This window comes from Micromonospora sp. MP36, assembly GCF_008119785.1.
Lineage (GTDB): Bacteria > Actinomycetota > Actinomycetes > Mycobacteriales > Micromonosporaceae > Micromonospora.
Genome location: NZ_VSFA01000002.1, coordinates 62008 through 86469 on the forward strand (window position 1 = coordinate 62008; position 24462 = coordinate 86469).

Here is a 24462-nt window from a genome sequence, read left to right on the forward strand (position 1 = left end):
GGTCCGGTCGCGACCCCCGTCCGGGGTCCAAGATCTCTCGCTTCGGATGCCCGCCGGACCAACTGCTCCGACATGGTCTGCGGGCCGCCCTGAACCGCCTCGTCGCCCGGCTACCCGAAGCGGCGCCGGCACCTGGCATCGCTGCGCTCAAATCGCAGGGGCTCAGCCAGATGCCGGCCGAGAGGCTCCCGATCCGGCTGAGCACGAGCCGGCATCGTTCCGGTTCGGGCGCGTCCGGTCCGGTCACGCCGCGACTGGGTTGGACAGTGGTCCGAATCGAGACGCCGAGTGCGCCCAATGCGGAGGGATCCACAGCCCGAGCCGAGATGCGCTAGCAACTCCCGGGGCGCCTCCCGCAGCCTCGTTCATGCGGCAGGCAATGCCGAAGCTCTGGCACCGGGCTGCCTCCGAGGCAACAGCTCAGCCGGGCTACCTCAGGCGCCCGGGGGATACCGGGCTGCCGTCGCGTCCACGCGTGCACCTGGCTGGCGCGGCGTGGACGGCGGGCTCGGGCGGCGTTCGGCTCCGGCGACGTTCGGTCCCCGGCAACGTCGGCCCTCGGGCGTCGGTGGCGTGACCAAGCGAGGGTGGCTGCGGTGGCGGCACCGCCGGGGAGTGCCCGCCTTGCTCATGGCGCGGCCGCGCCTTTCCGCGCCGCAAACCGTCCGCGCCGCCGCCCTGGTCGTGGTCCTCGTGTCACTCCATTGATGTCGGATCAGGATTGCGGCTGGCAGGGCGACGGCCCGCTGGGTGCTTGGGTACCCCGCGTCCACTGACGCCGGGCCGCTGTTTCACGTGAAACGGTCCCTCGACTCGCTCGGCTCTCTCCGCCCCGTAGATCGCTAGCCACCCACCGGTGCGCCCGATCGGCATGGGTCGCGCGGCTTGTACGGCGGGCCGATGGCCGACCTGCGCGCCGGCTGCCGTACACCGCCCAGCCATTCCCGGTCCTACTTCTCGCCGGCTCGCTCGGCTGGTTCGGTTCGAGCGGCTGGTTGCTGCATTGCCGCGCTGTGGCCGCGCCCGTGTCGCTCCACAGTGTTCCGGTTCAGCCGGTCGGACCTGTTCGCCGCGGACCCATGCTCCCCCGCTCGCCTCGTCGCCGCGCTCCTGGCCTCCGAGCTCCGCTCAGCAACGGCCACGAACGCCGGAGCCGGATGACCCAGGCACGCCCGAGCTCCTCGTTCACGTGAAACAGCGGCACATGCGCGGCCGGACCGCGCCGGCCCTGGAATCCAGAGGCGGAGTGGAGCGCGAGGCGTGCCCGGTCCTCCGGCCCAGATTGCCACCGTTGCCTGCCGGGAGACCGTGGGGAAGGACTGCGGCGTGCGCGGCGAGATGGCGGAGACCGCCGGTGAGCGCTGGCGGAGGCGGTGAGCGCTGGGACGGCCTGCGGGCGTTGGGACGGTCTGCGGGCGTTGGGACGGTCTGCGGGCGGCCCAGTGGGGCCTGTTCGGCTTGGGGGCAATCCAATCCAAGAAGTTCCGGCCCGCCACGCACCTCCGCAGCGGCCGTCGACTTTTCTGATGCCCTACGCCTAGGCGTAAGCCAGCCTGCGTTTCACGTGAAACGGCACCGTCCCCGGTCGCGGCAACACATCCCCGCACGGCCGTTTCACGTGAAACGCCGGACGAAGTCCTGCCCCTCGGCGGCGGACTCCCACGCGCAGCAGTGGCCGCATCTCGCGGCAGCGAGCCGGCGATCCAATCGGCCGGGTCGGGGGTCGACATGGCGCGGGTGCTGACAACGACACCCTCCATCGCGCCATCCGCCCTTTCGGGCCGTTGAGAGCGCCGTGAGCACGACAGAGGAGCGGCAGGGCACTCGGAGACACCCCTACCCCGAACCGGAGACGTGAGGCCCGCAGAACCGGGGCGCTCGGCGTCGGCCGGCTGGCGGCCCGGTTCGGCACCCTGCCCGCACTGCGCGGGGTGCTGCTGACACAGACCCTGGCCCTGGTTCCGTCAGCCGGGAAGCCGGGACAGCGGCGCCAGCCGTCCAGCGACAGCGGCCCGAAGCTCCGCGCCCACCCCACAAACGGCTCGGCCGCGCCGTCACGAAGACGACGCGGCCGAGACCCACGACCCGTGCTCACTCGCCGGGCTGATCCTCCTGGCCCACCCCGATGATCCCGACGATCCGCTCCAGGTCGTCGACCGTGGCGAACTCGATCGTGATCTTGCCCTTGTTGCGGCCGATGTCGACCTTCACCCGAGTGTCGAACCGGTCCGAGAGCCGGTCGGCGAGGTCCGTCAACGCCGGCGCGTGCGGCTTCGGTCGGCGCTTCGCGGCCGGGGTCTTCGCCGGCCCGTCGGCGAGCGCGAGGGCGACCATCTCCTCGGTGGCGCGTACGGAGATGCCCTCGGCGACGATCCGCTTGGCGAGCTGCTCCTGCGCCTCGGCGTCGTCCAGGCTGAGGAGCGCCCGGGCGTGGCCGGCCGAGAGCACCCCGGCGGCAACCCGGCGCTGCACCTGAGCGGGCAGGTTCATCAGCCGGATGGTGTTCGAAATCTGCGGACGGCTCCGGCCGATCCGGCGAGCCAACTCCTCGTGGGTTGCCCCGAACTCCTCCAGAAGCTGCTGGTAAGCGGCCGCCTCCTCCAGCGGGTTCAGGTTGGCCCGGTGGATGTTCTCCAGCAACGCGTCCCGGAGCATCGCGTCGTCCTTGGTGTCCCGGACGATGGCGGGAATGCTCTCCCGGCCGACCGCCTGGGCGGCCCGCCAGCGCCGCTCACCCATGACGAGTTCGAACTTCTCGCCGTCGAGCGCACGGACCACGATCGGCTGGAGGAAGCCCACCTCCTGGATCGAGGTCTTCAGCTCCTCCAGGGCGTCCTCGTCGAAGACCTGCCGGGGCTGCTTGGGGTTCGGCACGATGGCGTCGACCGGGATCTCGGCGAAGCGGGCTCCCGGCACCGGGCTCAGCTGCGGTCCGGGCTCCGCGGCCGCCGGGGGCGCCCCGACCACGGCAGCGGCAGCGCCGGCCACGGCTGGGGGCGGCATTTCGGCCGCCGTACCGCCTGCGGGCTCGGCGGCCGCCGGGCTGCTGCCCGGCACCGGCCCGGTGGGGATGAGGGCACCCAGCCCTCGGCCCAGACCGCCGCGAGGACGGTTCTTCATGCGACGCCTCCCAGCGACTTCTCCGCACTACGCATTCCGGCTCACCGGCTCCTTGACGCCGCGCTCGGCGATTTCCTGAGCGGCCTCGAAGTAGCTCGTGGCCCCGCGCGAACCGGGATCGTAGGTCATCACGGACTGGCCGTAGCTGGGGGCCTCGGAGACCCGTACGTTCCGGGGGATCACGGCCTGGAGCACCTTGTCCCCGAAGTGGTTCCGCACGTCCTGCTCCACCGCGTCGGCCAGCCGGGTACGCCGGTCGTACATGGTGAGCAGGATGGTGGAGACCTCGAGCCTCGGGTTGAGGTGCTGGCGTACCAGGTTGATGTTGTTGATCAGCTGGTTGAGGCCCTCCAGCGCGTAGTACTCGCACTGGATCGGGATCAGCACCTCCTGCGCGGCGACCAACGCGTTGACGGTCAGCAGGCCGAGCGAAGGCGGGCAGTCGATGAACACGTAGTCGAAGTGCCCCGGGTACGCGGCGATGGCGCGGGCCAGCCGGGACTCCCGGGCGACGACCGAGACCAACTCGATCTCGGCGCCGGCCAGGTCGATGGTGGCCGGTACGCACCACAGGTTCGGGATGCCCTCCACCGCCTGGGCGACGTCCTCCAGGGGCACGCCCTCGATGAGGCAGTCGTACACGTCGGGGACACCGGTGTGGTGCGGGACGTTGAGCCCGGTGGAGGCGTTGCCCTGCGGGTCGAGGTCGACCACCAGGACCCGGTTGCCGTGCAGGGCGAGCGCCACCGCCAGGTTCACCGTGGTCGTGGTCTTGCCCACGCCGCCCTTCTGGTTGGCGACGCACATCACCCGGGTCCGTTCGGGCCGAGGCATGGTCACCTCGCCACTGGGATTCAGGATCTGCACGGCGCGCATAGCCTCCATAGCCAACGGTGGATCATCCTCTTCGCGCGTCGGGGTTTCACGTGAAACGTACGTGCTGTCGGCGGCTTCGGCACCGTAGGCGGCGGCCGGTGGCGTGTCGGCCGGGGCCACCTCGACCGCGACCACGTCGGGCGCGGACTGCGAGGTGGGCTGCTGCGGCACCGCCGAGACCGGCGGCTGCGGCTCGTAGCGCCCGGGGACAGCGGCGTTGCCGCGTGCCGGGCCGGGACGCGCGGTGGGCGCGTTGGCCGGACCACCTGTCGGGTCGAGCGGATCCCGCGTCGGGGGCACGTTCGCCGGCACCCCGGAGGTCGGCCGCACACCACCTCCGGCCGACACGTCCCGGCGTACCACCGGATCGCACTCCGGTGGACGCGGGGCCGCACCGTAGGACTCGTTGCCGCTCACCGGCCAGCCCGGGTAGTCGGTTTCACGTGAAACGGGGTCGGCAGGGGGTCGTCCTCCTGGCCCGGTCACCCGTGGATCGTCGTACCTGCCGTCGTCATGCACCTGTCATCCCTGCCCGCTCCGGATGGTCGGTCCGCACCCCGTCAATCAGGCCCCCGCGCTCGCTGCGCGGCCTACGGCCCGGCGGGAACGGTCGGGTTCGGTGCCGCCCGGCACCGCCGTTCCACATTATCGACGCGCGGCCAGCCTACGGCCGACGGGCGCAGCGGGTCCACGTTGGGTTCGGATCCGTCGGCCATCTCGCACCGCCACAACGGTAAAACCAGCGTCAGCGATCCCGGCCGTGCCCACCGCGGCGGCGGCCGCCGCGCGACCGCTTGGGGCCCTTCTTCTTGACCGGACCGATCACCCGCTCCCGGACCACCTCGATCACCGCGGCAGGCGGGTCGATCACGCCCACCCCGCACCGGTGCAGCTCCGGCTCGCCACCGCCGAGCCGGGCGACCGCCTCGGCGTGCTCGGCGATCTCCTCGGCGGCGGAGGCGCCCTTGAGCGCCACCAGCCGGCCGCCGGGCACCGCGAGCGGCAGGCACCAGGCGGCGAGCCGATCCAGCGCGGCCACCGCCCGCGCGGTCACGATGTCCGCGCTGAGCGGGGCGGTGTCGCGGGACCCGGCCGCCGCCTCCTCCGCCCGCCCACGGAAGACGCGGACGGAAGCGGTCAGGCCGAGCTGCTGCACGGCCTCGATCAGGAAGGTGGTCCGCCGGGCGAGCGGTTCTACGAGCGTGACGGTGAGGTCGGGGCGGGCGATCGCCAGGACCAGGCCGGGCAGCCCGGCGCCGGAACCGACGTCGATCACGCTCGCGCCCTGGGGAATCCGCTCCGCCACCGCCGCACAGTTGAGCAGGTGCCGTTCCCAGAGCCGCGGCGTCTCGCGGGGGCCGATCAGACCGCGCACCACGCCGTCCGTGGCCAGCAGTTCGGCGTACGCGGCCGCCAGCTCGAGCCGGTCGCCGAAGAGGGTACGGGCGGCCGCCGCCAGCTCGGGCGGCAGCGTCGCCGTGGCCGGGGACGCTGGCTGCGCCTCGCCGGTGTCGCCCTCGGCAGGGGACGCCGTCGCCGGCTCGGCGAACACCGGCTCGACGGAACCCACCGGGGCCGCCGGGACCGTTTCGCCTTCCGGTGCCGGGTCAGCCGAGAAGGCCGGAGTCACGACGTCCGAGGAATCGAACATCGTCGACGTGTCGTCATCGGAGCGGCCCGCTGGTGCACCACCGGAGAAGGCGGGGTCCGCGGTGGGCGGCGTACCCGTGATCGACGGGTCGGCCGGGGAGGCGTCCCCGTCGGAGAAGATCGGGTCGACGGCCGGGTCGGGCCGGACAGGCGACGGCCCGGGCGGCGTACCACCCGGGCCGGCCACGGCACCCGCCGTCGTCTCGTCGTGGGTCACCCCGTCAGTCCGCCGCCGGCCGGACGACGATGCACCGGTTCGGCTCGACGCCCTCGGACTCGCTCTCCACGCCGCTCATCGCGTTCACCACGTCGTGCACGCACTTGCGCTCGAACGCGGACATCGGCTCGAGGCGCACCGGCTCGCCGTACTCCTTGACCTTCTCCACCGCGTTCTTGGCGACGGCGGCGAGCTCCTTGCGCCGGGCAGCCCGGTAGCCGCCGACGTCGAGCAGCAGGCGGCTGGGCGAACCGGTCTGCCGGAACACCGCCAGCCGGGCCAACTCCTGGAGCGCCTCCAGGGTGGCGCCGCGCTGGCCGATCAGGTTCTGCAGGCGGCCACCGACCACCTCGACGACCGGGCGGCCGCCGGAGACCAGCTCGTCGATGTCGCCGTCGTAGTCGAGGATGTCGAGCAGACCCTCGACGTAGTCGGCCGCGATCTCGCTCTGCCGGAACAGGTCGCTCTCGGCCGGGGCCTTCTTCTCCGCAGCCGCCGACTCGGCCCCGGTCTCCTCGGCCTCGTCGGTGGGCATGGTCTCCTCGTCCAGGGACTGCTCGGCGCTGGGGATGCTGGTGTCGGTCACGGTCTCATCTCCGTACTCGCTCGGCCGGACCGTCGGGTCCGCTGGTCTCCCGGGGCCGGCGCGGGGTTCGCCGATGCCCTCGGGCACGTCTGTACGGGCCAGTTTCGCCCGTGACCGCGCTCCGCGCGGCGGTTCCGGCCCGGCGCCGACCGTACGGTGGCAGCTCGGGGGCCGGACGGGCCGCCACCGGGATCCCGGTGGCGGCCCGCAGGCTCAGCCCTGCCGCTTGGCGGGGCGGGTCTTCTTCGGGTTGACCGGCTTGGCGCCGGGCTTCGGACCGGCCACCTTGGGCGCGGTCGCCGGGGCCTTCGCCACCGGCTGGGCCTTACGGCCGAGCAGACCACCGGTCTTCGCCGGCTGGGCGGTGGGCCGCGCGCCGGCACCGGTCTTCGCCGTGGGCGGCGGCGGGAACTTCCGCAGCACCCACTGCTGCTGGCCGAGGGTGAAGAGGTTGTTGGTGACCCAGTAGATGATCACACCGATCGGGAAGATCGAACCGGACACCAGCAGCGAGACCGGGATGCCGTAGAGCATCAGGCGCTGGACCATGCGCTGCTGCGGGTCCTCCGCCCAGCCAGTCTTCAGGATCATCTGGCGGCTGGTCAGGTACGTCGTGGCGATCATGATGACCACCAGGATGCCGGCGACCAGCTTGACGGTGTTGCCGCTCGCACCGAGGCTGGCCAGCTCGTCGGCCGTCGAACCGAACTTGCCGGCGATCGGGGCGGTGAAGAGCTTGGCGTGCGAGGCGCTGTTGAACTGGTCGACCGTCCAGCCGTACAGGGTCTTGTTCGTCTTGTCCGGGTTGAGGCGGCGCAGCACGTGGAAGAGGCCCAGGAAGACCGGGATCTGGAGGAACATCGGAAGGCAGCCCATCAGCGGGTTGGCCTTTTCCTTCCGGTAGAGCTCCATCATCTCCTTCTGGAGCGTCTCCCGGTCACCCTTGTGCTTCTCCTGGAGCTCCTTGACCTTGGGCTGGAGCGCCTGCATCGCCCGCTGCGACTTGATCTGCTTGACGAAGACCGGGAACAAGATCACCCGGACCGTCACCACCAGGAAGACGATGGCAAGGATCCAGGGCCAGTTCGTCCCGATCACCGCCTCGGCCGGAACGATGGCGTCCCAGGCCGAGTGCCAGGTCAGCAGGATCCACGAAATGGCGTAGTAGACCCAGTCGAGGCTAAACACTCAGGCTCCAGTCACGTCGGCACGGCGGCGGTCGCCCGGCTCCGGCACCGGGTCGTGTCCACCTGGGTGGAAGGGGTGGCAGCGCGACAGCCGCCGGACCGTCAACCAGGCTCCCCGCAGTGCGCCGTGCCGAGACACCGCCTCGACGGCGTAGGCACTGCACGACGGGTAGAACCGGCAGCGGGCCGGCAGCGCCGGACTTATCCACCGACGGTACGCGATGATGGGTACCAGCAGCATGCGGGCACCGCTAGTCGTCGGCCGCGGGGCGGCGCTCCCACCGCTCACCGGGCCCGCCGAGTCCGCGGGGTGCGCGCCGCGGCGACGGCGGCGTCCAGGTCGGCCCCCAGCCGGGCGTACGACACGTCGGCGGCCTGGGGCAGCGCGCGTACCACCAGCGTGGTACCGGCGGGCAGGTCCGCCAGGCGCTCGCGGACCAGGTGCCGCAGCCGGCGTCGGACCTTGTTGCGGACCACCGCGTTGCCGACCGCCTTGGACACGACGAAGCCGGCGCGGCTCGGCGCGGAGGGTTCCGCACCGCTGGACCGCGCCGGCTCCGGCGAGATTGTCGCGGTGGGTCCGGTCTGCTCGGGGAGGGTCAGGTGCACCACGACGGCACCGCGGCCGACGCGTCGGCCACCCCGGACCGCTGCGGCGAAGTCGCTACTGCGCCGCAGTCGCTGCGCGGCGGCCAGCACCTCAGCCCACGTCCCTGGACCGGACCGGTCGGCCTCAGGCCGCCAGGCGGGCGCGGCCCTTGGCGCGACGGGTCGAGATGATGGCGCGGCCGGCACGGGTGCGCATGCGCAGCCGGAAGCCGTGGGTCTTCGCGCGCCGGCGGTTGTTCGGCTGGTAGGTGCGCTTGCTCACGTCAGGCTCTCCGTTGTCGTACGCCCCGCGCGGGGGATCGCCCGGGGTCGTGTGGTGGTCCAGGCCACCTGCCCGGTGGCCTCCGATCGGTGCTGCCCGGCGACACGGGACCTCGGCGATACGGGGAAGCGACCGCGGACAGCAAGCACCCATCACCCTAGCAGAGGGCGAGAGAGCAGCCGCTCCAGCCTACGCAGGGGGGCAATGGCCGTCAAACATCACACACTCCTCACCCGGTGACCGTGGGAGCGCGACCGAAGGGGTGGTTTTCACGGATGTTGACAAGGCTGCCCCGGTGTCGACGGTTGAACGCACGGGGTCCCCGCTGTTAGCGTGCGCGATTGCGGTCAGCGTCGGGCTCCGGGTTGTCGCTGATCGGCAAGACCGGACAAGGTAGTGAATCGTTCGGCACGGTGAACCCGCTTCAGCGCCTCCGGGAACGAGGGGGCAGGTCCGACCCACGTCCGGTGGGCGGCCACAATCGGTCGGTACACACAGGCTGTGGATAACTTGTGGATAATGACCGTTCGGCCGTCCGGGAGGGCGTGACCTAAGGTCCGCGCGTACGCGGTGGCGGGCCGGGACTGCCGATGGACAGCAGCGGTGGTCGGGAGCAGAGGCGAGGGGGTGGCACGACGGTGACCGGAGCGACCGACCTTGCCGCGGTGTGGACGGCGGCGACCGAGGAACTCGCCGACGAGATCATCTCCGCGCAGCAGCGGGCGTACCTCCGGCTCACCCGGCTGCGGGCGATCGTCGAGGACACCGCCCTGCTCTCCGTACCGGACGCCTTCACCCGGGACGTGATCGAGTCGCGGCTGCGCCCGGCCATCACCGAGGCCCTCAGCCGGCGGCTCGGCCGGCCCATCCAGGTCGCCGTCACCGTCCGGGTCGCCGAGGACGCGGGCGGCCGCCCGGCCGGCACCGTCTACCGGACCAGTCCCGAACCGGCGGACCGTGACGCCCCGCTGGACCTGCTCGCCGGTCTCGAGCCCGGCCCGCCGATCGAGGCCCCCGGCTTCCCCGAGCTCGGCTACCCGGGCCGGCCAGAGGCCCCGGCGTACCCCGAGGAGCCCCCCGCGCCCACGGTCAGCGAGCCGGCGCCGCGGCAGCGCACGCCCGACGGCGGCCGGCCACACCTCATCCCGCGCGGCGGGGACGGTCAGGACACGCTGTTCAGCGACGGCTTCGCCGAGCCGCTGCGCGCACCCGAGCGGCGCGGCTTCGACGAGCGGGGCCGGGTCGAGCCCCCGGGCCCGGACGCGGGCGGGTACGAGCCCCGCTACCGGGAGAACCGGGCCGACCCGCCGCTGCGCGGGCTGCCCCGGGACGGCGCCACGGACAGCGGGCCGGGCCGGGGTGGCCCGAACCACCGCCCCGGCGGCCAGGCCGACCGGCGACTGCCCGGCGGGGCGGAGACCGGCGGCAACCGGCTCAACCCGAAGTACATGTTCGAGACGTTCGTCATCGGTTCCTCGAACCGCTTCGCGCACGCGGCGGCCGTCGCGGTGGCCGAGTCGCCGGCAAAGGCGTACAACCCGCTGTTCATCTACGGCAGCTCCGGGCTGGGCAAGACCCACCTGCTGCACGCCATCGGGCACTACGCCACGACGTTGGGCAACGCCCGCTCGGTCCGGTACGTCTCGACCGAGGAGTTCACCAACGACTTCATCAACTCGCTGCGCGACGATAAGACCAGCGCGTTCCAGCGCCGCTACCGGGACGTGGACATCCTCCTGATCGACGACATCCAGTTCCTGGAGAACCGGGAGCGGACCCAGGAGGAGTTCTTCCACACCTTCAACACCCTGCACAACGCCAACAAGCAGATCGTGATCACCTCCGACCGCTCGCCGAAGCAGCTGGCGACGCTGGAGGACCGGCTGCGGACCCGGTTCGAGTGGGGACTGCTCGCCGACATCCAGCCGCCGGACCTGGAGACCCGGATCGCGATCCTGCAGAAGAAGGCCGCGCAGGAGCGCCTGTACGCGCCGCCGGACGTGCTGGAGTTCATCGCCTCGCGGGTGTCGAACTCGATCCGGGAACTGGAGGGCGCCCTGATCCGAGTCACCGCGTTCGCCAGCCTCACCCGCTCGTCGGTGGAGCTTTCGCTCGCCGAGGAGGTGCTGCGCGACTTCATCCCCGACGGCGCCGGCCCGGAGATCACCGCCGACCAGATCATGGTCTCCACCGCCGACTACTTCGGGGTGAGCCTGGAGGACCTGCGCGGCCACTCCCGGTCCCGGGTGCTGGTCAACGCCCGCCAGGTGGCCATGTACCTGTGCCGGGAGCTGACCGACCTGTCGCTGCCGCGGATCGGGCAGGCGTTCGGCGGCCGGGACCACACCACGGTCATGCACGCCGACCGCAAGATCCGCCAGCAGATGGCGGAGCGGCGCTCGCTCTACAACCAGATCGCCGAGCTGACCAACCGCATCAAGCAGACCACCTGAGTCCTCCGCCACCGCGCACGGCGGCGCAAGGCCCGACCGGGGATCCGGTCGGGCCTTTTTCGTCCCTGTGGATGCCGGGAGCTTGACCCTCGACCCGGTCGAGGGCCCACGATCGGTGTCGTGTTCGTCCACAGCACGGCCTCGTTGTCCACACCCCCTGTTCCACAGACGGTGGAAAACCACGCTCGTTCCAACCCGGTTACCCACAGACTGTGGACAAGTCCTGGGGACTACGCTGTGGACGCCTGGGGATGACGAGCGAGTTGTCCACGGGCGACGGTCGGCCTGTGGGCGACCTGTTGAAGGTTCTGGGGATGACCTCGATCAACGCGGCCCGCCCCGTCCACAACGCTGGGGAGAAACCCCGTGGATTACCGGTGGACAACCGGTGGACAACGGTGGACAACCTGGGGGCCGGCGCGGGCTGTGGACCGGAACACGCGTTGTACCCCTGGTTCTCCACAGCCAAACCACCGGTGGATAGCCTGTCTGACCTGCGCGGACGCCGGTTCTCCACAGTTTGCACAGGTGCGATGAAGACGATGAGTTATCTCTTCTAAACAACAAAAACCAATCATCACCGTTGGACTTCCTGTGGATCGGGCCGGAGCGCTGCCGTCGGCAGTCGCCCCGGCGCCTGGATCCACGGGGTCGGGCGCACAGCCGATGCCCGCGCGACCTAAGGTGCGAGGGGTACCCGCCGGTCGGGCGGGACGGGTGGCAGCGGTCGGCATGAGAGAGTTGTCGCTGACGTCGACGCGGAGGCATTGATGAAGTTCCGAGTGGAGCGCGACGCGCTCGCCGAGGCGGTCGCCTGGACCGCCAAGAGCCTGCCCAACCGGCCCTCCGTACCGGTGCTGGCCGGAGTGATGCTCCGGGTCACCGACGGCAACCTCCAGGTCTCCGGCTTCGACTACGAGGTCTCCAGCCAGGTCACCGTCGAGGTGCAGGGGGACGCCGACGGCGCCGCGCTGGTCTCCGGTCGCCTGCTTGCCGAGATCACCAAGGCCCTGCCGGCCAAGCCGGTGGACATCGCCGCCGTCGGTGCCCACCTGGAGCTGGTCTGCGGCAGCGCCCGCTTCACCCTGCCGACCATGCCGGTCGAGGACTATCCGGCCCTGCCGGAGATGCCGGAGAGCGCCGGCACGATCGACGCGGCCGCCTTCGCCGCCGCGGTGGCCCAGGTGGCGGTCGCCGCCGGCCGGGACGAGACGCTGCCGATGATGACCGGCGTCCGCATCGAGCTCTCCGGCAGCACCCTGGCGATGCTCGCCACCGACCGCTACCGCCTCGCCCTGCGTGAGATGGAGTGGAACCCGGACGACCCCGAGGTGAGCCTCAACGCGCTGGTGCCCGCTCGGACGCTGCACGACACCGCCAAGGCCCTCGGCCCGCTCGGCGGCCAGGTGACCATGGCGCTCTCGCAGGGCGGCGCGGGCGAGGGCATGATCGGCTTCTCCGGCGGCACCCGCCGGACCACCAGCCGGCTGCTGGACGGGGCCAACTACCCGCCGGTCCGCTCGCTCTTCCCGGCCAGCCACAACGCCGAGGCCCGCATTCCGGTCAGCACCCTGATCGAGGTGGTCAAGCGCGTCGCATTGGTCGCCGAGCGGACCACGCCGGTGCTGCTGAGCTTCAGCTCCGACGGCCTGGTCGTCGAGGCCGGCGGCACCGAGGAGGCCCGGGCCAGCGAGGCCATGGAGGCCACCTTCACCGGCGACCCGCTGACCATCGGCTTCAACCCGCAGTACCTGATCGACGGCCTGGCCAACCTCGGCGCCCAGTACGCCCAGCTCTCGTTCGTCGACGCCTTCAAGCCTGCGGTCATCTCTCCCGCGGGTGAGGATGGCGAGGTCATCCCGGGGTACCGGTACCTCATCATGCCGATCCGCGTGTCCCGCTGATCGCACCCCAGCAAGACCAGACGTACGGAGGTAGGAGCAGATGCAGCTCGGCCTGGTAGGACTCGGCCGGATGGGCGGCAACATGCGGGAGCGGTTGCGCGCCGCCGGCCACGAGGTGGTCGGCTACGACCGCGACGCGGAGCTGAGCGACGTCGCGAGCCTCGCGGAGCTGGCCGAGAAGCTGGAGTCGCCCCGTGCGGTCTGGGTGATGGTCCCGGCCGGCGTCACCGACGCCACGATCGACGAACTCGCCGGCGTCCTCGGCGAGGGCGACATCATCATCGACGGCGGCAACTCCCGGTTCAGCGACGACGCCCCGCGCGCCGAGCGCCTGAACGAGCAGGGCATCGGCTACGTCGACGTCGGCGTCTCCGGTGGCGTCTGGGGCCGGCAGAACGGGTACGCCCTGATGGTCGGCGGCGCCCAGGAGCACGTCGACCGGCTGATGCCGATTTTCGAGGCGCTCAAGCCGGCGGGTGAGTTCGGTTTCGTGCACGCCGGGCCGGTCGGTGCCGGCCACTACGCCAAGATGGTGCACAACGGCATCGAGTACGGCCTGATGCACGCGTACGCCGAGGGCTACGAGCTGCTGGCCAAGTCGGAACTGGTGACCAATGTGCCGGGCGTCTTCAAGTCCTGGCGCGAGGGCACCGTGGTCCGCTCCTGGCTGCTTGACCTGCTCGACCGGGCGCTGGACGAGGACCCGGAGCTGGCCGAGCTGAGCGGCTACACCGAGGACACCGGCGAGGGGCGCTGGACGGTGGACGAGGCGGTCCGGCTGGCCGTGCCGCTGAACGTCATCACCGCCTCCCTCTTCGCCCGGTTCGCGTCCCGGCAGGACGACTCGCCCGCCATGAAGGCCGTCGCCGCGCTGCGTCAGCAGTTCGGCGGGCACGCCGTCCGCAAGCGCTGACCGGTATCCACAGCCTGTGTACGTCCGTCGGCTCGAACTGGTCGACTTCCGCTCGTACGAGCGGGTCGGCGTCGACCTGGAGCCGGGCCCGAACGTGCTGATCGGCGCCAACGGCGTCGGCAAGACCAACCTGGTCGAGGCGCTCGGCTACGTGGCGACCCTGGACTCGCACCGGGTCGCCACGGACGCCCCGCTGGTCCGGATGGGCGCCTCCTCGGCGGTGATCCGCTGCGCGGTGGTGCACGAGCGCCGGGAACTCCTCGTCGAGCTGGAGATCGTCCCCGGCAAGGCCAACCGGGCCCGGCTGGGTCGGTCCCCAGCCCGGCGCGCCCGCGACGTACTGGGCGCCCTGCGGCTGGTGCTGTTCGCCCCGGAGGACCTGGAACTGGTCCGCGGCGACCCGGCCGAGCGCCGCCGCTACCTCGACGACCTGCTGGTCACCCGCCAGCCCCGGTACGCCGGGGTGCGCGCCGACTACGAGCGGGTGGTCAAGCAGCGCAACGCCCTGCTCCGGACCGCGTACCTGGCCCGCAAGACGGGCGGGTCGCGGGGCGGGGACCTGTCCACCCTCGCCGTCTGGGACACCCACCTGGCGCACCACGGCGCCGAGCTGCTCGCCGCCCGGCTGGAGCTGGTCGCCGCGCTCGCCCCGCACGTGGCCAAGGCGTACGACGCGGTGGCGGCGGGCAGGGGCGCGGCCGGGATCGCGTATCGGCCGTCGGTGGAGCTGACCGAGCCGACCACCGACCGTACGGCGCTGGCCGAGGCGCTGCGCGTCGCGCTAACCGAGAACCGGTCGGCGGAGATCGAACGCGGCACCACGCTGGTCGGCCCGCACCGCGACGACCTCGCCCTCACCCTCGGCCCGCTGCCCGCCAAGGGGTACGCCAGCCATGGCGAGTCCTGGTCGTACGCGCTGGCCCTCCGCCTCGCCGGGTACGACCTGCTGCGGGCCGACGGCATCGAGCCGGTGCTGGTGCTCGACGACGTCTTCGCCGAACTGGACGCCGGCCGCCGGGAGCGGCTGGCCGAGCTGGTCGGCGGCGCCAGCCAGCTCCTGGTGACCTGCGCGGTCGACGAGGACGTGCCGGCGGCCCTGCGCGGCACCCGGTACGCGGTGAGCGAGGGGACGGTGTGCCGTGTCGGATGAGGTCCAGCTCCCGCCGGCCCGGCTGGGCCCGGGGCGCGGCGGGCGTACCCCTGCCGACGGCGACGGTGCGGCGGCCTCGGCGAACGGGCGGGACGCGGCGGGTCGCCGGGGGGCGGCGGGCGCGGCCGGGGGCCGTCGGGGCGGTGCCGGGGCCGGTCCAGAGGCCGACGGCGCGAGCCCGGCCGAGGCGGGTGCCCTCGGTGAGCTGCCGGCGGGGGCGTCCGGGCCGGAGCTGGCCCGGGCGGTGCTGGACGCGGCGAAGGCCCGCCGGCAGGCGGCCGCCGGCACCCGCCGGCGCAGCGCGGTACGCGGGGACGGCGAGCGGCGGCTGCGCGGCTACTCCGGTCCCGGGCCGGATCCGCGCGACCCGCAGCCGCTCGGTGCGGTGCTGGAGAAACTGGTCAAGGCGCGCGGCTGGCAGCAGCCGGCGGCCGAGGCCACGGTCTTCGGCGCCTGGGAACGGGTGGTCGGGCCGGAGGTGGCGCAACACAGCCGCCCGGTCAAGCTGGAGGACGGCGAGCTGACCGTGGAGGCCCGCTCGACCGCGTGGGCCACCCAGCTCCGGCTGCTCGCCGGCTCACTGCTCCAGCAGATCGCCCGTGAGGTGGGCCACAACGTGGTCCGCAAACTCCACATCCACGGCCCGGCCGCGCCGTCCTGGTCGCGCGGCCCGCGTCGGGTCCGTGGCCGCGGCCCCCGTGACACCTACGGCTGACCGTCCGATACGTCCCGCGTAGGGGCGAGGGCCACCTCGCCGAGGTGGCGGCTTCCGGGCGCGGCTGACCCCGCCACCTCGCCGACCTGATGTTGATCAGGCGAGGCGGGTGGGCAGCGGCGGGAGACCGGGTCGCGGGGTCAGGCGTCGGCGTAGACGGCGAAGCCCCGGTCGGCGCAGCGCCGGTAGAAGGCGGCCAGCACCCCCAACTCGGCGCAGGTGAAGTTCCACTGCGGCGGGTCGCCGTTCTCGTCGCGCAGCCGGTCGAGCCGGCTGTCCAGCCAGCGCAGCTGCTGCTCGGCCAGGCGACCGTCGCCCAGCAGCGACCGGAGCACCTCGCTCACCGACTCGAAGGTCACCGCCTCGCCGATCGGCCGGTGCCGGGCGACGAACTTCTCCACGCCGTCGGCGATCCAGGAGCAGCCGTCCGGGTCGATCACCGGGTCCTCGTCCTCGGCCGCGTTCTCCGTGGCGTAGAGCACATTTTCCAGGCCGAGGATCAGGTCGACCAGCTCGCTGTACGCGGTCGCGCGTACGGTGCCGGTCTTGGCGATCAACTCGGCGAGCGCCGCGGTGGGGGCGGAGATCCGTGGCAGGTCCACGATCTCGCCGAAGTCGACGAACTCGGCCGGCGCGACCGGGTCGTAGAAGCGGCCGGTTCGCGGCCAGTGCACCGCGACGTTGTCCAGCCCCATCTGGCGTCACCTCTTATTACCAAGCGCGTTGTCGGACCGATCGGGTCGATCGTCCCGGTTCCGCCCGCCAAAGATCAAGACCGCTGCGGCGGCGCCGCAAACGTACGGCACGCCGGATCCCGCCGCGACCCCCGGTCGGTCACGTGCCGATACCGATGCGGTGCCCGACGACCGCTCCGGGTCGCGGCGTGGCGTCAGACCGAGCCAGAGTGGTGGGACGACTCCGGGTCGCGGCGTGGCGTCAGACGTGCCGAGCCGGAGTGGTCGGAAGCGCCCTCGATCAGGGCCAGGTGTGTAGGGGGAGTCGCGGACAGCATGATTCGGCCGGCTACGGAGTTCTCAGCCGCCCCGCAGGGGTGCCGAGTGGCGGTTTAGTCGTGTGCGCAGAGTAAGATTGATGGCGAGACGAAAGACCCGACACGGAGCGACGGACAGGGGCCCCCGGGCCCTTGATCATTGTCCCGGATCGGGTCAAGCCGATCGCGATCCGCGGGCGACCGCGGCGCCCGGCGTACGCGATCTGTGACCTGGAGATGCGGGGACCGGTTCGTGCGCCGACGTCGCGTGCTGTCCGCCGAACCCGCGCCCCGCGCCCTGGCGTGGTCGGTGCGAGAAAGTGGCCGAGGGTGGCAGCGGAGGACAACAAGAAGTACGGCGCCGAGTCGATCACCGTTCTCGAGGGGCTGGAGGCGGTCCGGAAGCGGCCCGGTATGTACATCGGGTCCACCGGTGAACGCGGTCTGCACCACCTCGTGTGGGAGGTCGTCGACAACGCGGTGGACGAGGCGCTGGCCGGATACTGCGACACCATCGACGTGGTGCTGCTGGCCGACGGAGGCGTCCGGGTCACCGACAACGGGCGTGGCTTCCCGGTCGACCTCCACCCGAAGCTGAAGAAGCCGGGTGTCGAGGTCGCGCTGACTGTGCTGCACGCGGGCGGCAAGTTCGACGGCAAGGCGTACGCGGTCTCCGGTGGTCTGCACGGCGTCGGCGTCAGCGTGGTGAACGCCCTCTCCACCAAGATGGCGGTGGAGATCCACAAGGACGGCTTCGTCTGGCGGCAGCAGTACGACCACTCCAAGCCGACCCCGCTGGAGAAGGGCGAGCCGACCGACCGGACCGGCTCGGCGGTCTCCTTCTGGCCTGATCCGGACGTCTTCGAGACCGTCGATTTCGACTTCCAGACCATCTACCGGCGTCTGCAGGAGATGGCCTTCCTCACCCGGGGTCTCACCATCCACCTGCTCGACGAGCGGGTCGAGGAGACCGAGGAGGGCAAGCCGCGCGAGGTGACCTTCCACTACGAGGGCGGCATCGCCGACTTCGTCCGGCACCTCAACGCCTCGAAGAACCCGATCCACCGGACGGTGGTCGAGTTCGGCGCCGAGGAGGAGGGCATGTCGGTCGAGATCGCCATGCAGTGGAACGAGTCGTACGGCGAGTCGGTCTACACCTTCGCCAACAACATCAACACGCACGAGGGCGGCACCCACGAGGAGGGCTTCCGGGCCGCGCTGACCAGCGTCATCAACCGCTACGGCGCGGACAAGAAGCTGCTCAAGGGCGACGAGAAGCTCTCCGGCGAGGACATCCGCGAGGGCTTGGCCGCGATTATCTCGGTCAAGCTGACCAACCCGCAGTTCGAGGGCCAGACCAAGACCAAGCTCGGCAACACGCCGGTGAAGAGCTTCGTGCAGCGCGTGTGCAACGAGTGGCTGGTCGACTGGCTCGACCGGAACCCGGCCGAGGCGAAGACCATCATCACCAAGGCGTCGCAGGCCGCCCGGGCCCGGATCGCCGCCCAGCAGGCGCGGAAGCTGGCCCGGCGCAAGTCGCTGCTGGAGTCCGGCTCGATGCCGGGCAAGCTGGCCGACTGCCAGTCCACCGACCCGCGCGAGTCCGAGGTGTTCATCGTCGAGGGTGACTCGGCGGGCGGCTCGGCCAAGCAGGGTCGCGACCCACGTACCCAGGCGATCCTGCCGATCCGCGGCAAGATCCTCAACGTGGAGAAGGCCCGGATCGACCGGGTGCTGAAGAACAACGAGGTCCAGGCGCTGATTACCGCGCTGGGCACCGGCATCCACGACGACTTCGACATCGAGAAGCTGCGTTATCACAAGATCGTGCTGATGGCCGACGCGGACGTGGACGGCCAGCACATCCAGACGCTGCTGCTCACGCTGCTGTTCCGGTTCATGCGGCCGCTGGTCGAGCTGGGGCACGTTTACCTGGCCGCCCCGCCGCTCTACAAGATCAAGTGGAACAAGAAGGGCGACGACGCCCAGTACGCGTACTCGGACCGGGAGCGGGACGGGCTGATCGCGCTGCGCCAGCAGAAGAAGCCCAACGCCAAGCCGGACGACATCCAGCGGTTCAAGGGCCTCGGCGAGATGAACTACCCCGAGCTGTGGGAGACCACGATGAACCCGGCCACCCGTACGCTGCGCCAGGTGACGCTCGACGACGCGGCAACCGCCGACGAGCTGTTCAGCGTGTTGATGGGTGAGGACGTCGAGGCACGCCGTTCGTTCATCCAGCGCAACGCCAAGGACGTGCGGTTCCTGGACATCTGACGGACCGGGCCGGGGCGGCCGGAGATGCACCCGGCCGGCCCGGCGGTCCACAGGGTTATCCACAGTCTGGCCGGTTTCCACAGCCGTTATCCACAGCACGAACACGACTTTGAGTCTGATAAGGGTTAACAGTGACCGATACTCCCGAGTCCACCCCTAACGAGCCGGAGACCCCGGAGACACTGGCCGCGGTCGTCGCGCACGACCGCATCGAGCCGGTCGGCCTCGAGGTCGAGATGCAGCGCTCGTACCTCGACTACGCGATGAGCGTCATCGTCGGGCGGGCCCTGCCGGACGTCCGGGACGGGCTCAAGCCGGTCCACCGCAAGATCCTCTACGCCATGTTCGACTCCGGCTACCGGCCGGACCGCGGCTACGTGAAGTGCTCGCGGGTCGTCGGCGACGTGATGGGTCAGTTCCACCCGCACGGTGACTCGGCCATCTACGACGCGCTGGTCCGGATGGCCCAGCCCTGGTCGCTGCGCTACCCGCTGGTCGACGGCAACGGCAACTTCGGCTCGCCCGGCAACGACCCGGCCGCGGCCATGCGATACACCGAGTGCAAGCTCGACCCGCTCGCCATGGAGATGCTGCGGGACATCGACGAGGACACCGTCGACCTGCAGGACAACTACGACGGCCGGGCCAAGGAGCCCACCATCCTGCCGTCCCGCATCCCCAACCTGCTGATCAACGGCTCCGAGGGCATCGCGGTCGGCATGGCCACCAAGATCCCGCCGCACAACCTGCGGGAGATCGGCGCGGCCGTGCAGTGGTGCCTGGAGCACCCGGAGGCGGACGAGGCCACCACGCTCGAGGCGCTGCTGGAGATCGTCAAGGGTCCCGACTTCCCGACCCACGGCCTGATCGTCGGCCAGGCCGGCATCCAGGACGCGTACCGGACCGGGCGCGGCTCGATCCGGATGCGGGCCGTGGTCGAGGTGGAGGAGGACAAGCGGGGCCGGCCGGCGCTGGTGGTCAGCGAGCTGCCGTACCAGGTCAACCCGGACAACCTCGCCGAGCGGATCGCCGAACTGATCAAGGAGGGCAAGCTCGGCGGCATCGCCGACATCCGCGACGAGTCCTCCGGGCGTACCGGCATGCGGATCGTGCTCGTGCTCAAGCGCGACGCGGTCGCCAAGGTGGTGCTGAACAACCTCTACAAGCACACCCAGCTCCAGGAGACCTTCGGCGCCAACATGCTGGCGCTGGTCGACGGGGTGCCGCGCACGCTCAACCTGGCCCAGTTCATCCGCTACTACGTCGAGCACCAGATCGAGGTGATCCGCCGGCGGACCGCGTTCCGGCTGCGCAAGGCGGAGGAGCGGGCGCACATCCTGCGCGGTCTGGCCAAGGCCCTCGACGCGCTCGACGAGGTGATCGCCCTGATCCGGCGCTCGCCCACCGTCGAGGACGCCCGGCAGGGCCTGATCCGACTGCTGGAGATCGACGAGGTCCAGGCGACCGCGATCCTGGACATGCAGCTGCGCCGGCTGGCCGCCCTGGAGCGGCAGCGGATCCTCGACGACCTGGCCAAGCTCGAGCTGGAGATCGCCGACCTCAAGGACATCCTGGCCAAGCCGGAGCGGCAGCGGAGGATCGTCTCCGAGGAGCTGGGCGAGATCGTCGCGAAGTGGGGCGACGACCGGCGCACCAAGATCGTGCCGTTCGACGGCGAGGTCTCGATGGAGGACCTCATCGCCCGCGAGGACGTGGTGGTCACCATCACCCGCACCGGGTACGCCAAGCGCACCAAGGTCGACCTCTACCGCTCGCAGCGGCGGGGCGGGAAGGGCGTCAGCGGCGCCACCCTCCGTCAGGACGACATCGTCAGCCACTTCTTCGTATGCTCTACGCACGACTGGATCCTGTTCTTCACCAACAAGGGTCGGGTCTACCGGGCCAAGGCCTACGAGCTTCCCGAAGCCAGTAGGGTGGCCAAGGGCCAGCACGTGGCCAACCTGCTCGCGTTCCAAGCGGACGAGCAGATCGCGCAGATCATCGAAATTCCGAACTACCAGGTGGCGCCCTACCTGGTACTGGCCACGAAGAACGGCCTGGTGAAGAAGACGCGGCTCGAGGAGTTCGACTCCCCCCGGTCAGGCGGCATCATCGCGATCAACCTGCGCGATGAGGACGAGTTGGTCGGTGCTGCCCTCGTGAGCTCGACGGACGACCTGCTGCTGGTCTCCAAGAACGCCCAGGCCATCCGCTTCAACGCCACGGACGAGGCGCTGCGCCCGATGGGCCGGGCCACCTCCGGCGTCATTGGCATGCGGTTCAGCGAGGACGACGAACTGCTGGCCATGGAGGTCGTCCGCGAGGGCATGGACATGGACGTGCTGGTCGCGACGAACGGCGGATACGCGAAACGTACCCCGATCGAGGAATACCCGGTGCAGGGCCGGGGAGGTAAGGGTGTGCTGACTGCGAAGATCACTGAGCGACGCGGTGGTCTGGTCGGTGCGGTGGTGATCAGCCCGGATGACGAACTGTTCGCCATCACCAGCAACGGGGGCGTCATCCGGACTCCGGTGAAGCCTGTACGCCGTACGCGTGACCGGAACACAATGGGGGTTAAGCTGATGGACCTCCCGGACGGCGTGACTATCGTGGCGATTGCTCGCAATGCCGACGAGCCTGACGAACAGGACTAGTTGATGACGGAGACACAGGCGAAGTCGGGGAACACGGGGGCCTCGGCCAACCCGGTCGACGAGGAGGCCGCGCAGGGCGGTACCCCAGCGTCCGGCCGTGCGGCCGTGGGCCGGGCCACGGTCCCCGCCGACGCGCCTGCCCCGAAGTTCACCCGGGCCCCCGGCATGACTCCACCGCCGGACAAGCCCGCGGAGGACTCGGGGACCAGCGAGAAGACCGAGAAGACCCCGGTCGACGCCCCGACCTCCGCTGACGGCCTGGCCGCCCCGGCGGCCGGCGCGGCGAAGCCCGCCACCAACCAGGCGAACAAGACGACGGGTACGGCCCGGCCGGCCACCGGCACTCCGGGCACCCCGCCGAAGGTGGGCGCCGGTCTCGGCACCGCCCCCAAGCCGTCGCCGGACGGTGCCCACCCCGGCGCCAAGGGCCGCCCCGCCAACGGTGGTGGCCTGCCGCCGGCGATCAGCAACGCGGCCGCCGTGGGGGCCGCGCGCGTGGGTGAGGCGGTACGCGCCGCGCGTACCTCGGTCAGCTCGGCCGCGTCGCGCGGGCCGCGCCGGGCCCGGCTGAACCTCAAGCGGATCGACCCCTGGTCCGTGATGAAGTTCGCGTTCGCGGTCTCGGTGGTGCTCTTCATCGTGGTGGTCGTCGCCACCTCGGTGCTCTACCTGGCCCTGGACGCGATGGGCGTGTTCACCAGCGTCAACAGCAGCCTGACCGACCTGGTCAACGCCGGTGGCGGCGCGGGCGGCGGGGGTGGCTTCCAGATCACCGCCAAGGGCGTCATCCTGAGCTCCGCGCTGATCGGACTGGTCAACGTGGTGCTGTTCACCGCGCTCGCCACGCTCGGCGCGTTCGTCTACAACGTCTGTGCGGACCTGGTCGGCGGCATCGAGCTGACGCTCGCCGAGCGGGACTGACCCGGACGACGCCGGGGCACCGCGTAAAGCGGTCGCCCCGGCGTCGCGTATCCGGGTAGGTTCTTCTCTGGCACGGGTGAACGGCGCACCGGCCCCCGATTTGGGGACGGAGGCGGCGATGGGTTAACCTTGCTCGTCGCCATGCGGGGCTATAGCTCAGTCGGTTAGAGCGCAGAGCTGATAACTCTGAGGTCGCTGGTTCGATTCCAGCTAGCCCCACCGCACATCGTCCGACGATAGTCGAGCGCGAGGGGTCGCCCCATGTTCAAGAAGCTCCTGATCCTGGTCGGCGTGGTCGGCGTGGCCGCCGTGGTGGCCAAGAAGGTGATGGCTGCGAACGACGAGCGCGCCCTGTGGCACGAGGCGACCACCGCGCCCGACCTGCGCTGACCGTCCCTCCGACTGCCTGCACCGGCGGCTCCGCCCGCCTCGGGGCCCTAGCTCAACTGGCAGAGCACTGCCTTTGCAAGGCAGGGGTTAGGGGTTCAAGTCCCCTGGGCTCCACCATCTCCATTCGTCACCTGCTGTTTTGATCTGATGCAGGGGTCGGAATCCCCATTTCTCGTCGCCTGGCTCGGCAGTAGACGAGTTGCGTCCGTACCTCTCTGCGCCGCGCCGGCCATCAACAACCAGTCCACGACCAGCCCGGCACCCACTGATTTCGGCTGGCACCGATGTCTTCAGGAACGCTGTTGGGCGGGTTGGCAGCGGGATCCGACTGGGGCGGCACTGGTGACGGAGCGCATTCTTACGTTGAGTCACCGCTGTTGAGGCGGCGCACCCCGGGACTCGGCCCAGTACCGGATAAAGAAGCGAGAAACGGACCTTTCTCCCGGCTGTGGGCGCGACACCTCGCTGCCATCCCTTCCCACCTTTGCTCTGCAGCCACATACGCATCAAGCACCGAACGTAGCTGCCGCGTATGTGGCTGCAGAGCAAAGCGAGCGCGGGGTAGGGAGTGGGGATCGGTAGATGGCCACCCACAGTGACGATTGGCTGGCGTCGGCGACAGCCGGACTGATCCCGGACTTGCTGCCGAGAGCTGGACGCGATGGTCGGCCTGAACGACGGACGGGCCGGCGTACCCGGTCAGCTTGAACCGGCGGCGCCCGTCGGTCAGGTACACGGCGATTGCGCTCCCGCCTTCGAACCGCAGGCTGAAGACCGGATGGAGGTCGCAGCGGAACGCGAGCCCCGCACGGTCCTCGTCGCCGTCGCCTACCAGCCCGGCAATCACGGAGCCCGCGCTGTCGGAGGGCCCGGCTAGCGTGATCGGTCGTGGATGCTCCGTCCTTCCTCCGCCATCTCCGTCATGAGCTCGCGGCGTTCCGGGCCTGTCTCGACGGCGACCTGTCCGTCCCGATCGAACACTGCTCCGGCTGGACACTGCGCGATCTGGCGGCCCATCTCGGTGGTTCGAACCTGTGGGCGGCCGCTGCGGTGACCGAACAGCGGGGTGACTACGAACCGCCGGCGGCGCCGACGGACCCGGCCGAGCTGCTGCGCTGGTTCGACGAGTCCTCCGAGGTGCTGCTCCGCGCACTGGACGTCGACCCGGGCACCAGTGCGTGGACCTTCCACTCGCCGCACACGGTCGGCTTCTGGCAGCGGCGCCGCTGCCTGGAGGCCCTCGTGCACCGGTGGGACGCCGAGCACGCGCTTGGTACGCCGCGTCCGCTGAACGCGGAGCTGGCGGGCGAGGGCGTGGCCGAGGTGTTCGACACGATGGCGCCGAGGCAGGTCGCGCGGGGTCGGGCCGAACCGCCCGCCGCGGCGCTTCGGCTGGATGCGACGGATACCGGCGCGTCGTGGACGTACGGCCCGGGTGCGCCGGTAGCCGTGCTCTCCGGCAGCGCACCGGATCTCCTGCTGCTGCTCTGGGGCCGACTCCCGCGCCACGGCGCGTCGCTGACCTGGCAAGGTGATCAGCAGGCCGGGCAGCGCATCCTGGACGGCCCGCTGACGCCCTGACGG

At 71.0% G+C, this 24462-nt stretch carries 19 protein-coding genes and 2 tRNA genes; 12 read left to right on the plus strand and 9 right to left on the minus strand.

What is annotated here, in order from left to right:
- Nucleotides 1-2091: 2091 nt before the first annotated feature.
- From FXF52_RS03390 to rpmH, 8 genes are all read right to left on the minus strand, one after another.
- Complete coding sequence (locus tag FXF52_RS03390) at nucleotides 2092-3120, minus strand: ParB/RepB/Spo0J family partition protein (protein WP_148793766.1); 1029 nt, start codon at nucleotides 3118-3120, stop codon at nucleotides 2092-2094.
- 27 nt (nucleotides 3121-3147) lie between these two features.
- Nucleotides 3148-4515: a ParA family protein gene (locus FXF52_RS43805; RefSeq protein ID WP_148793767.1), complete on the minus strand. Its 1368-nt coding sequence runs from the start codon at nucleotides 4513-4515 to the stop codon at nucleotides 3148-3150.
- Nucleotides 4516-4741: 226 nt separating this feature from the next.
- On the minus strand, nucleotides 4742-5647 hold the full coding sequence (rsmG, locus tag FXF52_RS41450; protein ID WP_370517874.1) for a 16S rRNA (guanine(527)-N(7))-methyltransferase RsmG: 906 nt from the start codon (nucleotides 5645-5647) through the stop codon (nucleotides 4742-4744).
- A gap of 220 nt (nucleotides 5648-5867) precedes the next feature.
- Entirely contained in the window at nucleotides 5868-6398 is a 531-nt protein-coding gene (locus FXF52_RS03405) for a R3H domain-containing nucleic acid-binding protein (RefSeq protein ID WP_148794049.1), read from the minus strand.
- A gap of 264 nt (nucleotides 6399-6662) precedes the next feature.
- A complete protein-coding gene (gene yidC / locus FXF52_RS03410; RefSeq protein ID WP_148793769.1) occupies nucleotides 6663-7637 on the minus strand; it encodes a membrane protein insertase YidC in 975 nt (324 codons plus the stop codon).
- Nucleotides 7638-7877 carry a membrane protein insertion efficiency factor YidD gene (yidD, locus tag FXF52_RS03415; RefSeq protein WP_222870422.1) on the minus strand — a complete coding sequence of 80 codons (240 nt, stop codon included), beginning with the start codon at nucleotides 7875-7877 and terminating at the stop codon, nucleotides 7638-7640.
- 44 nt (nucleotides 7878-7921) lie between these two features.
- Nucleotides 7922-8335, minus strand: a complete 414-nt coding sequence (gene rnpA, locus FXF52_RS03420) for a ribonuclease P protein component (protein WP_148793771.1) — start codon at nucleotides 8333-8335, stop codon at nucleotides 7922-7924.
- A 34-nt stretch (nucleotides 8336-8369) separates the two neighbouring features.
- Complete coding sequence (gene rpmH / locus FXF52_RS03425; protein WP_073836962.1) at nucleotides 8370-8507, minus strand: 50S ribosomal protein L34; 138 nt, start codon at nucleotides 8505-8507, stop codon at nucleotides 8370-8372.
- A gap of 638 nt (nucleotides 8508-9145) precedes the next feature.
- Between rpmH and dnaA the strand changes: the two genes are divergently transcribed.
- The 5 genes from dnaA (at nucleotide 9146) to FXF52_RS03450 (ending at nucleotide 15642) form a co-directional block, all read left to right on the plus strand.
- Complete coding sequence (gene dnaA / locus FXF52_RS03430; protein WP_148793772.1) at nucleotides 9146-10960, plus strand: chromosomal replication initiator protein DnaA; 1815 nt, start codon at nucleotides 9146-9148, stop codon at nucleotides 10958-10960.
- 770 nt (nucleotides 10961-11730) lie between these two features.
- The gene (gene dnaN, locus FXF52_RS03435) at nucleotides 11731-12864 is read left to right on the plus strand and encodes a DNA polymerase III subunit beta (protein WP_148793773.1); all 1134 of its coding nucleotides are present in this window, start codon (nucleotides 11731-11733) and stop codon (nucleotides 12862-12864) included.
- A 40-nt stretch (nucleotides 12865-12904) separates the two neighbouring features.
- Nucleotides 12905-13777: a phosphogluconate dehydrogenase (NAD(+)-dependent, decarboxylating) gene (gene gnd, locus FXF52_RS03440; protein ID WP_148793774.1), complete on the plus strand. Its 873-nt coding sequence runs from the start codon at nucleotides 12905-12907 to the stop codon at nucleotides 13775-13777.
- Between the two features lie 16 nt (nucleotides 13778-13793).
- Nucleotides 13794-14927, plus strand: coding sequence for a DNA replication/repair protein RecF (gene recF / locus FXF52_RS03445; protein ID WP_148793775.1), 1134 nt, complete (start codon nucleotides 13794-13796; stop codon nucleotides 14925-14927).
- Nucleotides 14917-15642 (plus strand): DciA family protein, encoded by a 726-nt coding sequence (locus FXF52_RS03450; RefSeq protein ID WP_319993778.1) that lies wholly within the window; start codon nucleotides 14917-14919, stop codon nucleotides 15640-15642. The genes recF and FXF52_RS03450 overlap by 11 nt, the downstream gene beginning before the upstream one ends.
- Nucleotides 15643-15782: 140 nt before the next feature.
- On the opposite strand, the gene FXF52_RS03455 is transcribed toward FXF52_RS03450, so the two are convergent.
- Nucleotides 15783-16337 (minus strand): hypothetical protein, encoded by a 555-nt coding sequence (locus tag FXF52_RS03455; protein ID WP_148793776.1) that lies wholly within the window; start codon nucleotides 16335-16337, stop codon nucleotides 15783-15785.
- Between the two features lie 626 nt (nucleotides 16338-16963).
- Between FXF52_RS03455 and gyrB the strand changes: the two genes are divergently transcribed.
- The 7 genes from gyrB to FXF52_RS03485 all read left to right on the plus strand — a co-directional run bounded on the left by gyrB (nucleotide 16964) and on the right by FXF52_RS03485 (nucleotide 24459).
- On the plus strand, nucleotides 16964-18910 hold the full coding sequence (gene gyrB, locus FXF52_RS03460; protein WP_148793777.1) for a DNA topoisomerase (ATP-hydrolyzing) subunit B: 1947 nt from the start codon (nucleotides 16964-16966) through the stop codon (nucleotides 18908-18910).
- Between the two features lie 131 nt (nucleotides 18911-19041).
- Nucleotides 19042-21567, plus strand: a complete 2526-nt coding sequence (gene gyrA, locus FXF52_RS03465) for a DNA gyrase subunit A (RefSeq protein WP_148793778.1) — start codon at nucleotides 19042-19044, stop codon at nucleotides 21565-21567.
- A gap of 3 nt (nucleotides 21568-21570) precedes the next feature.
- The gene (locus FXF52_RS03470) at nucleotides 21571-22488 is read left to right on the plus strand and encodes a DUF3566 domain-containing protein (protein ID WP_148793779.1); all 918 of its coding nucleotides are present in this window, start codon (nucleotides 21571-21573) and stop codon (nucleotides 22486-22488) included.
- A 145-nt stretch (nucleotides 22489-22633) separates the two neighbouring features.
- A tRNA-Ile gene (locus tag FXF52_RS03475) sits at nucleotides 22634-22707 on the plus strand.
- A 42-nt stretch (nucleotides 22708-22749) separates the two neighbouring features.
- Complete coding sequence (locus FXF52_RS42405; protein WP_222870423.1) at nucleotides 22750-22878, plus strand: DLW-39 family protein; 129 nt, start codon at nucleotides 22750-22752, stop codon at nucleotides 22876-22878.
- Between the two features lie 41 nt (nucleotides 22879-22919).
- A tRNA-Ala gene (locus FXF52_RS03480) sits at nucleotides 22920-22995 on the plus strand.
- A gap of 771 nt (nucleotides 22996-23766) precedes the next feature.
- Nucleotides 23767-24459, plus strand: a complete 693-nt coding sequence (locus FXF52_RS03485) for a maleylpyruvate isomerase family mycothiol-dependent enzyme (protein ID WP_148793780.1) — start codon at nucleotides 23767-23769, stop codon at nucleotides 24457-24459.
- The last annotated feature ends 3 nt before the right edge of the window (nucleotides 24460-24462 follow it).

Coding starts and splice junctions, on each gene's coding strand:
- FXF52_RS42405 (WP_222870423.1), top strand. CDS start 22,750: ATGTTCAAGAAGCTCCTGATCCTGGTCGGCGTGGTCGGCGTGGCCGCC.
- gnd (WP_148793774.1), top strand. CDS start 12,905: ATGCAGCTCGGCCTGGTAGGACTCGGCCGGATGGGCGGCAACATGCGG.
- yidD (WP_222870422.1), bottom strand. CDS start 7,877: ATGCTGCTGGTACCCATCATCGCGTACCGTCGGTGGATAAGTCCGGCG.
- dnaN (WP_148793773.1), top strand. CDS start 11,731: ATGAAGTTCCGAGTGGAGCGCGACGCGCTCGCCGAGGCGGTCGCCTGG.
- FXF52_RS03455 (WP_148793776.1), bottom strand. CDS start 16,337: ATGGGGCTGGACAACGTCGCGGTGCACTGGCCGCGAACCGGCCGCTTC.
- rsmG (WP_370517874.1), bottom strand. CDS start 5,647: ATGTTCGATTCCTCGGACGTCGTGACTCCGGCCTTCTCGGCTGACCCG.
- FXF52_RS03390 (WP_148793766.1), bottom strand. CDS start 3,120: ATGAAGAACCGTCCTCGCGGCGGTCTGGGCCGAGGGCTGGGTGCCCTC.
- FXF52_RS03405 (WP_148794049.1), bottom strand. CDS start 6,398: ATGCCCACCGACGAGGCCGAGGAGACCGGGGCCGAGTCGGCGGCTGCG.
- FXF52_RS03470 (WP_148793779.1), top strand. CDS start 21,571: ATGACGGAGACACAGGCGAAGTCGGGGAACACGGGGGCCTCGGCCAAC.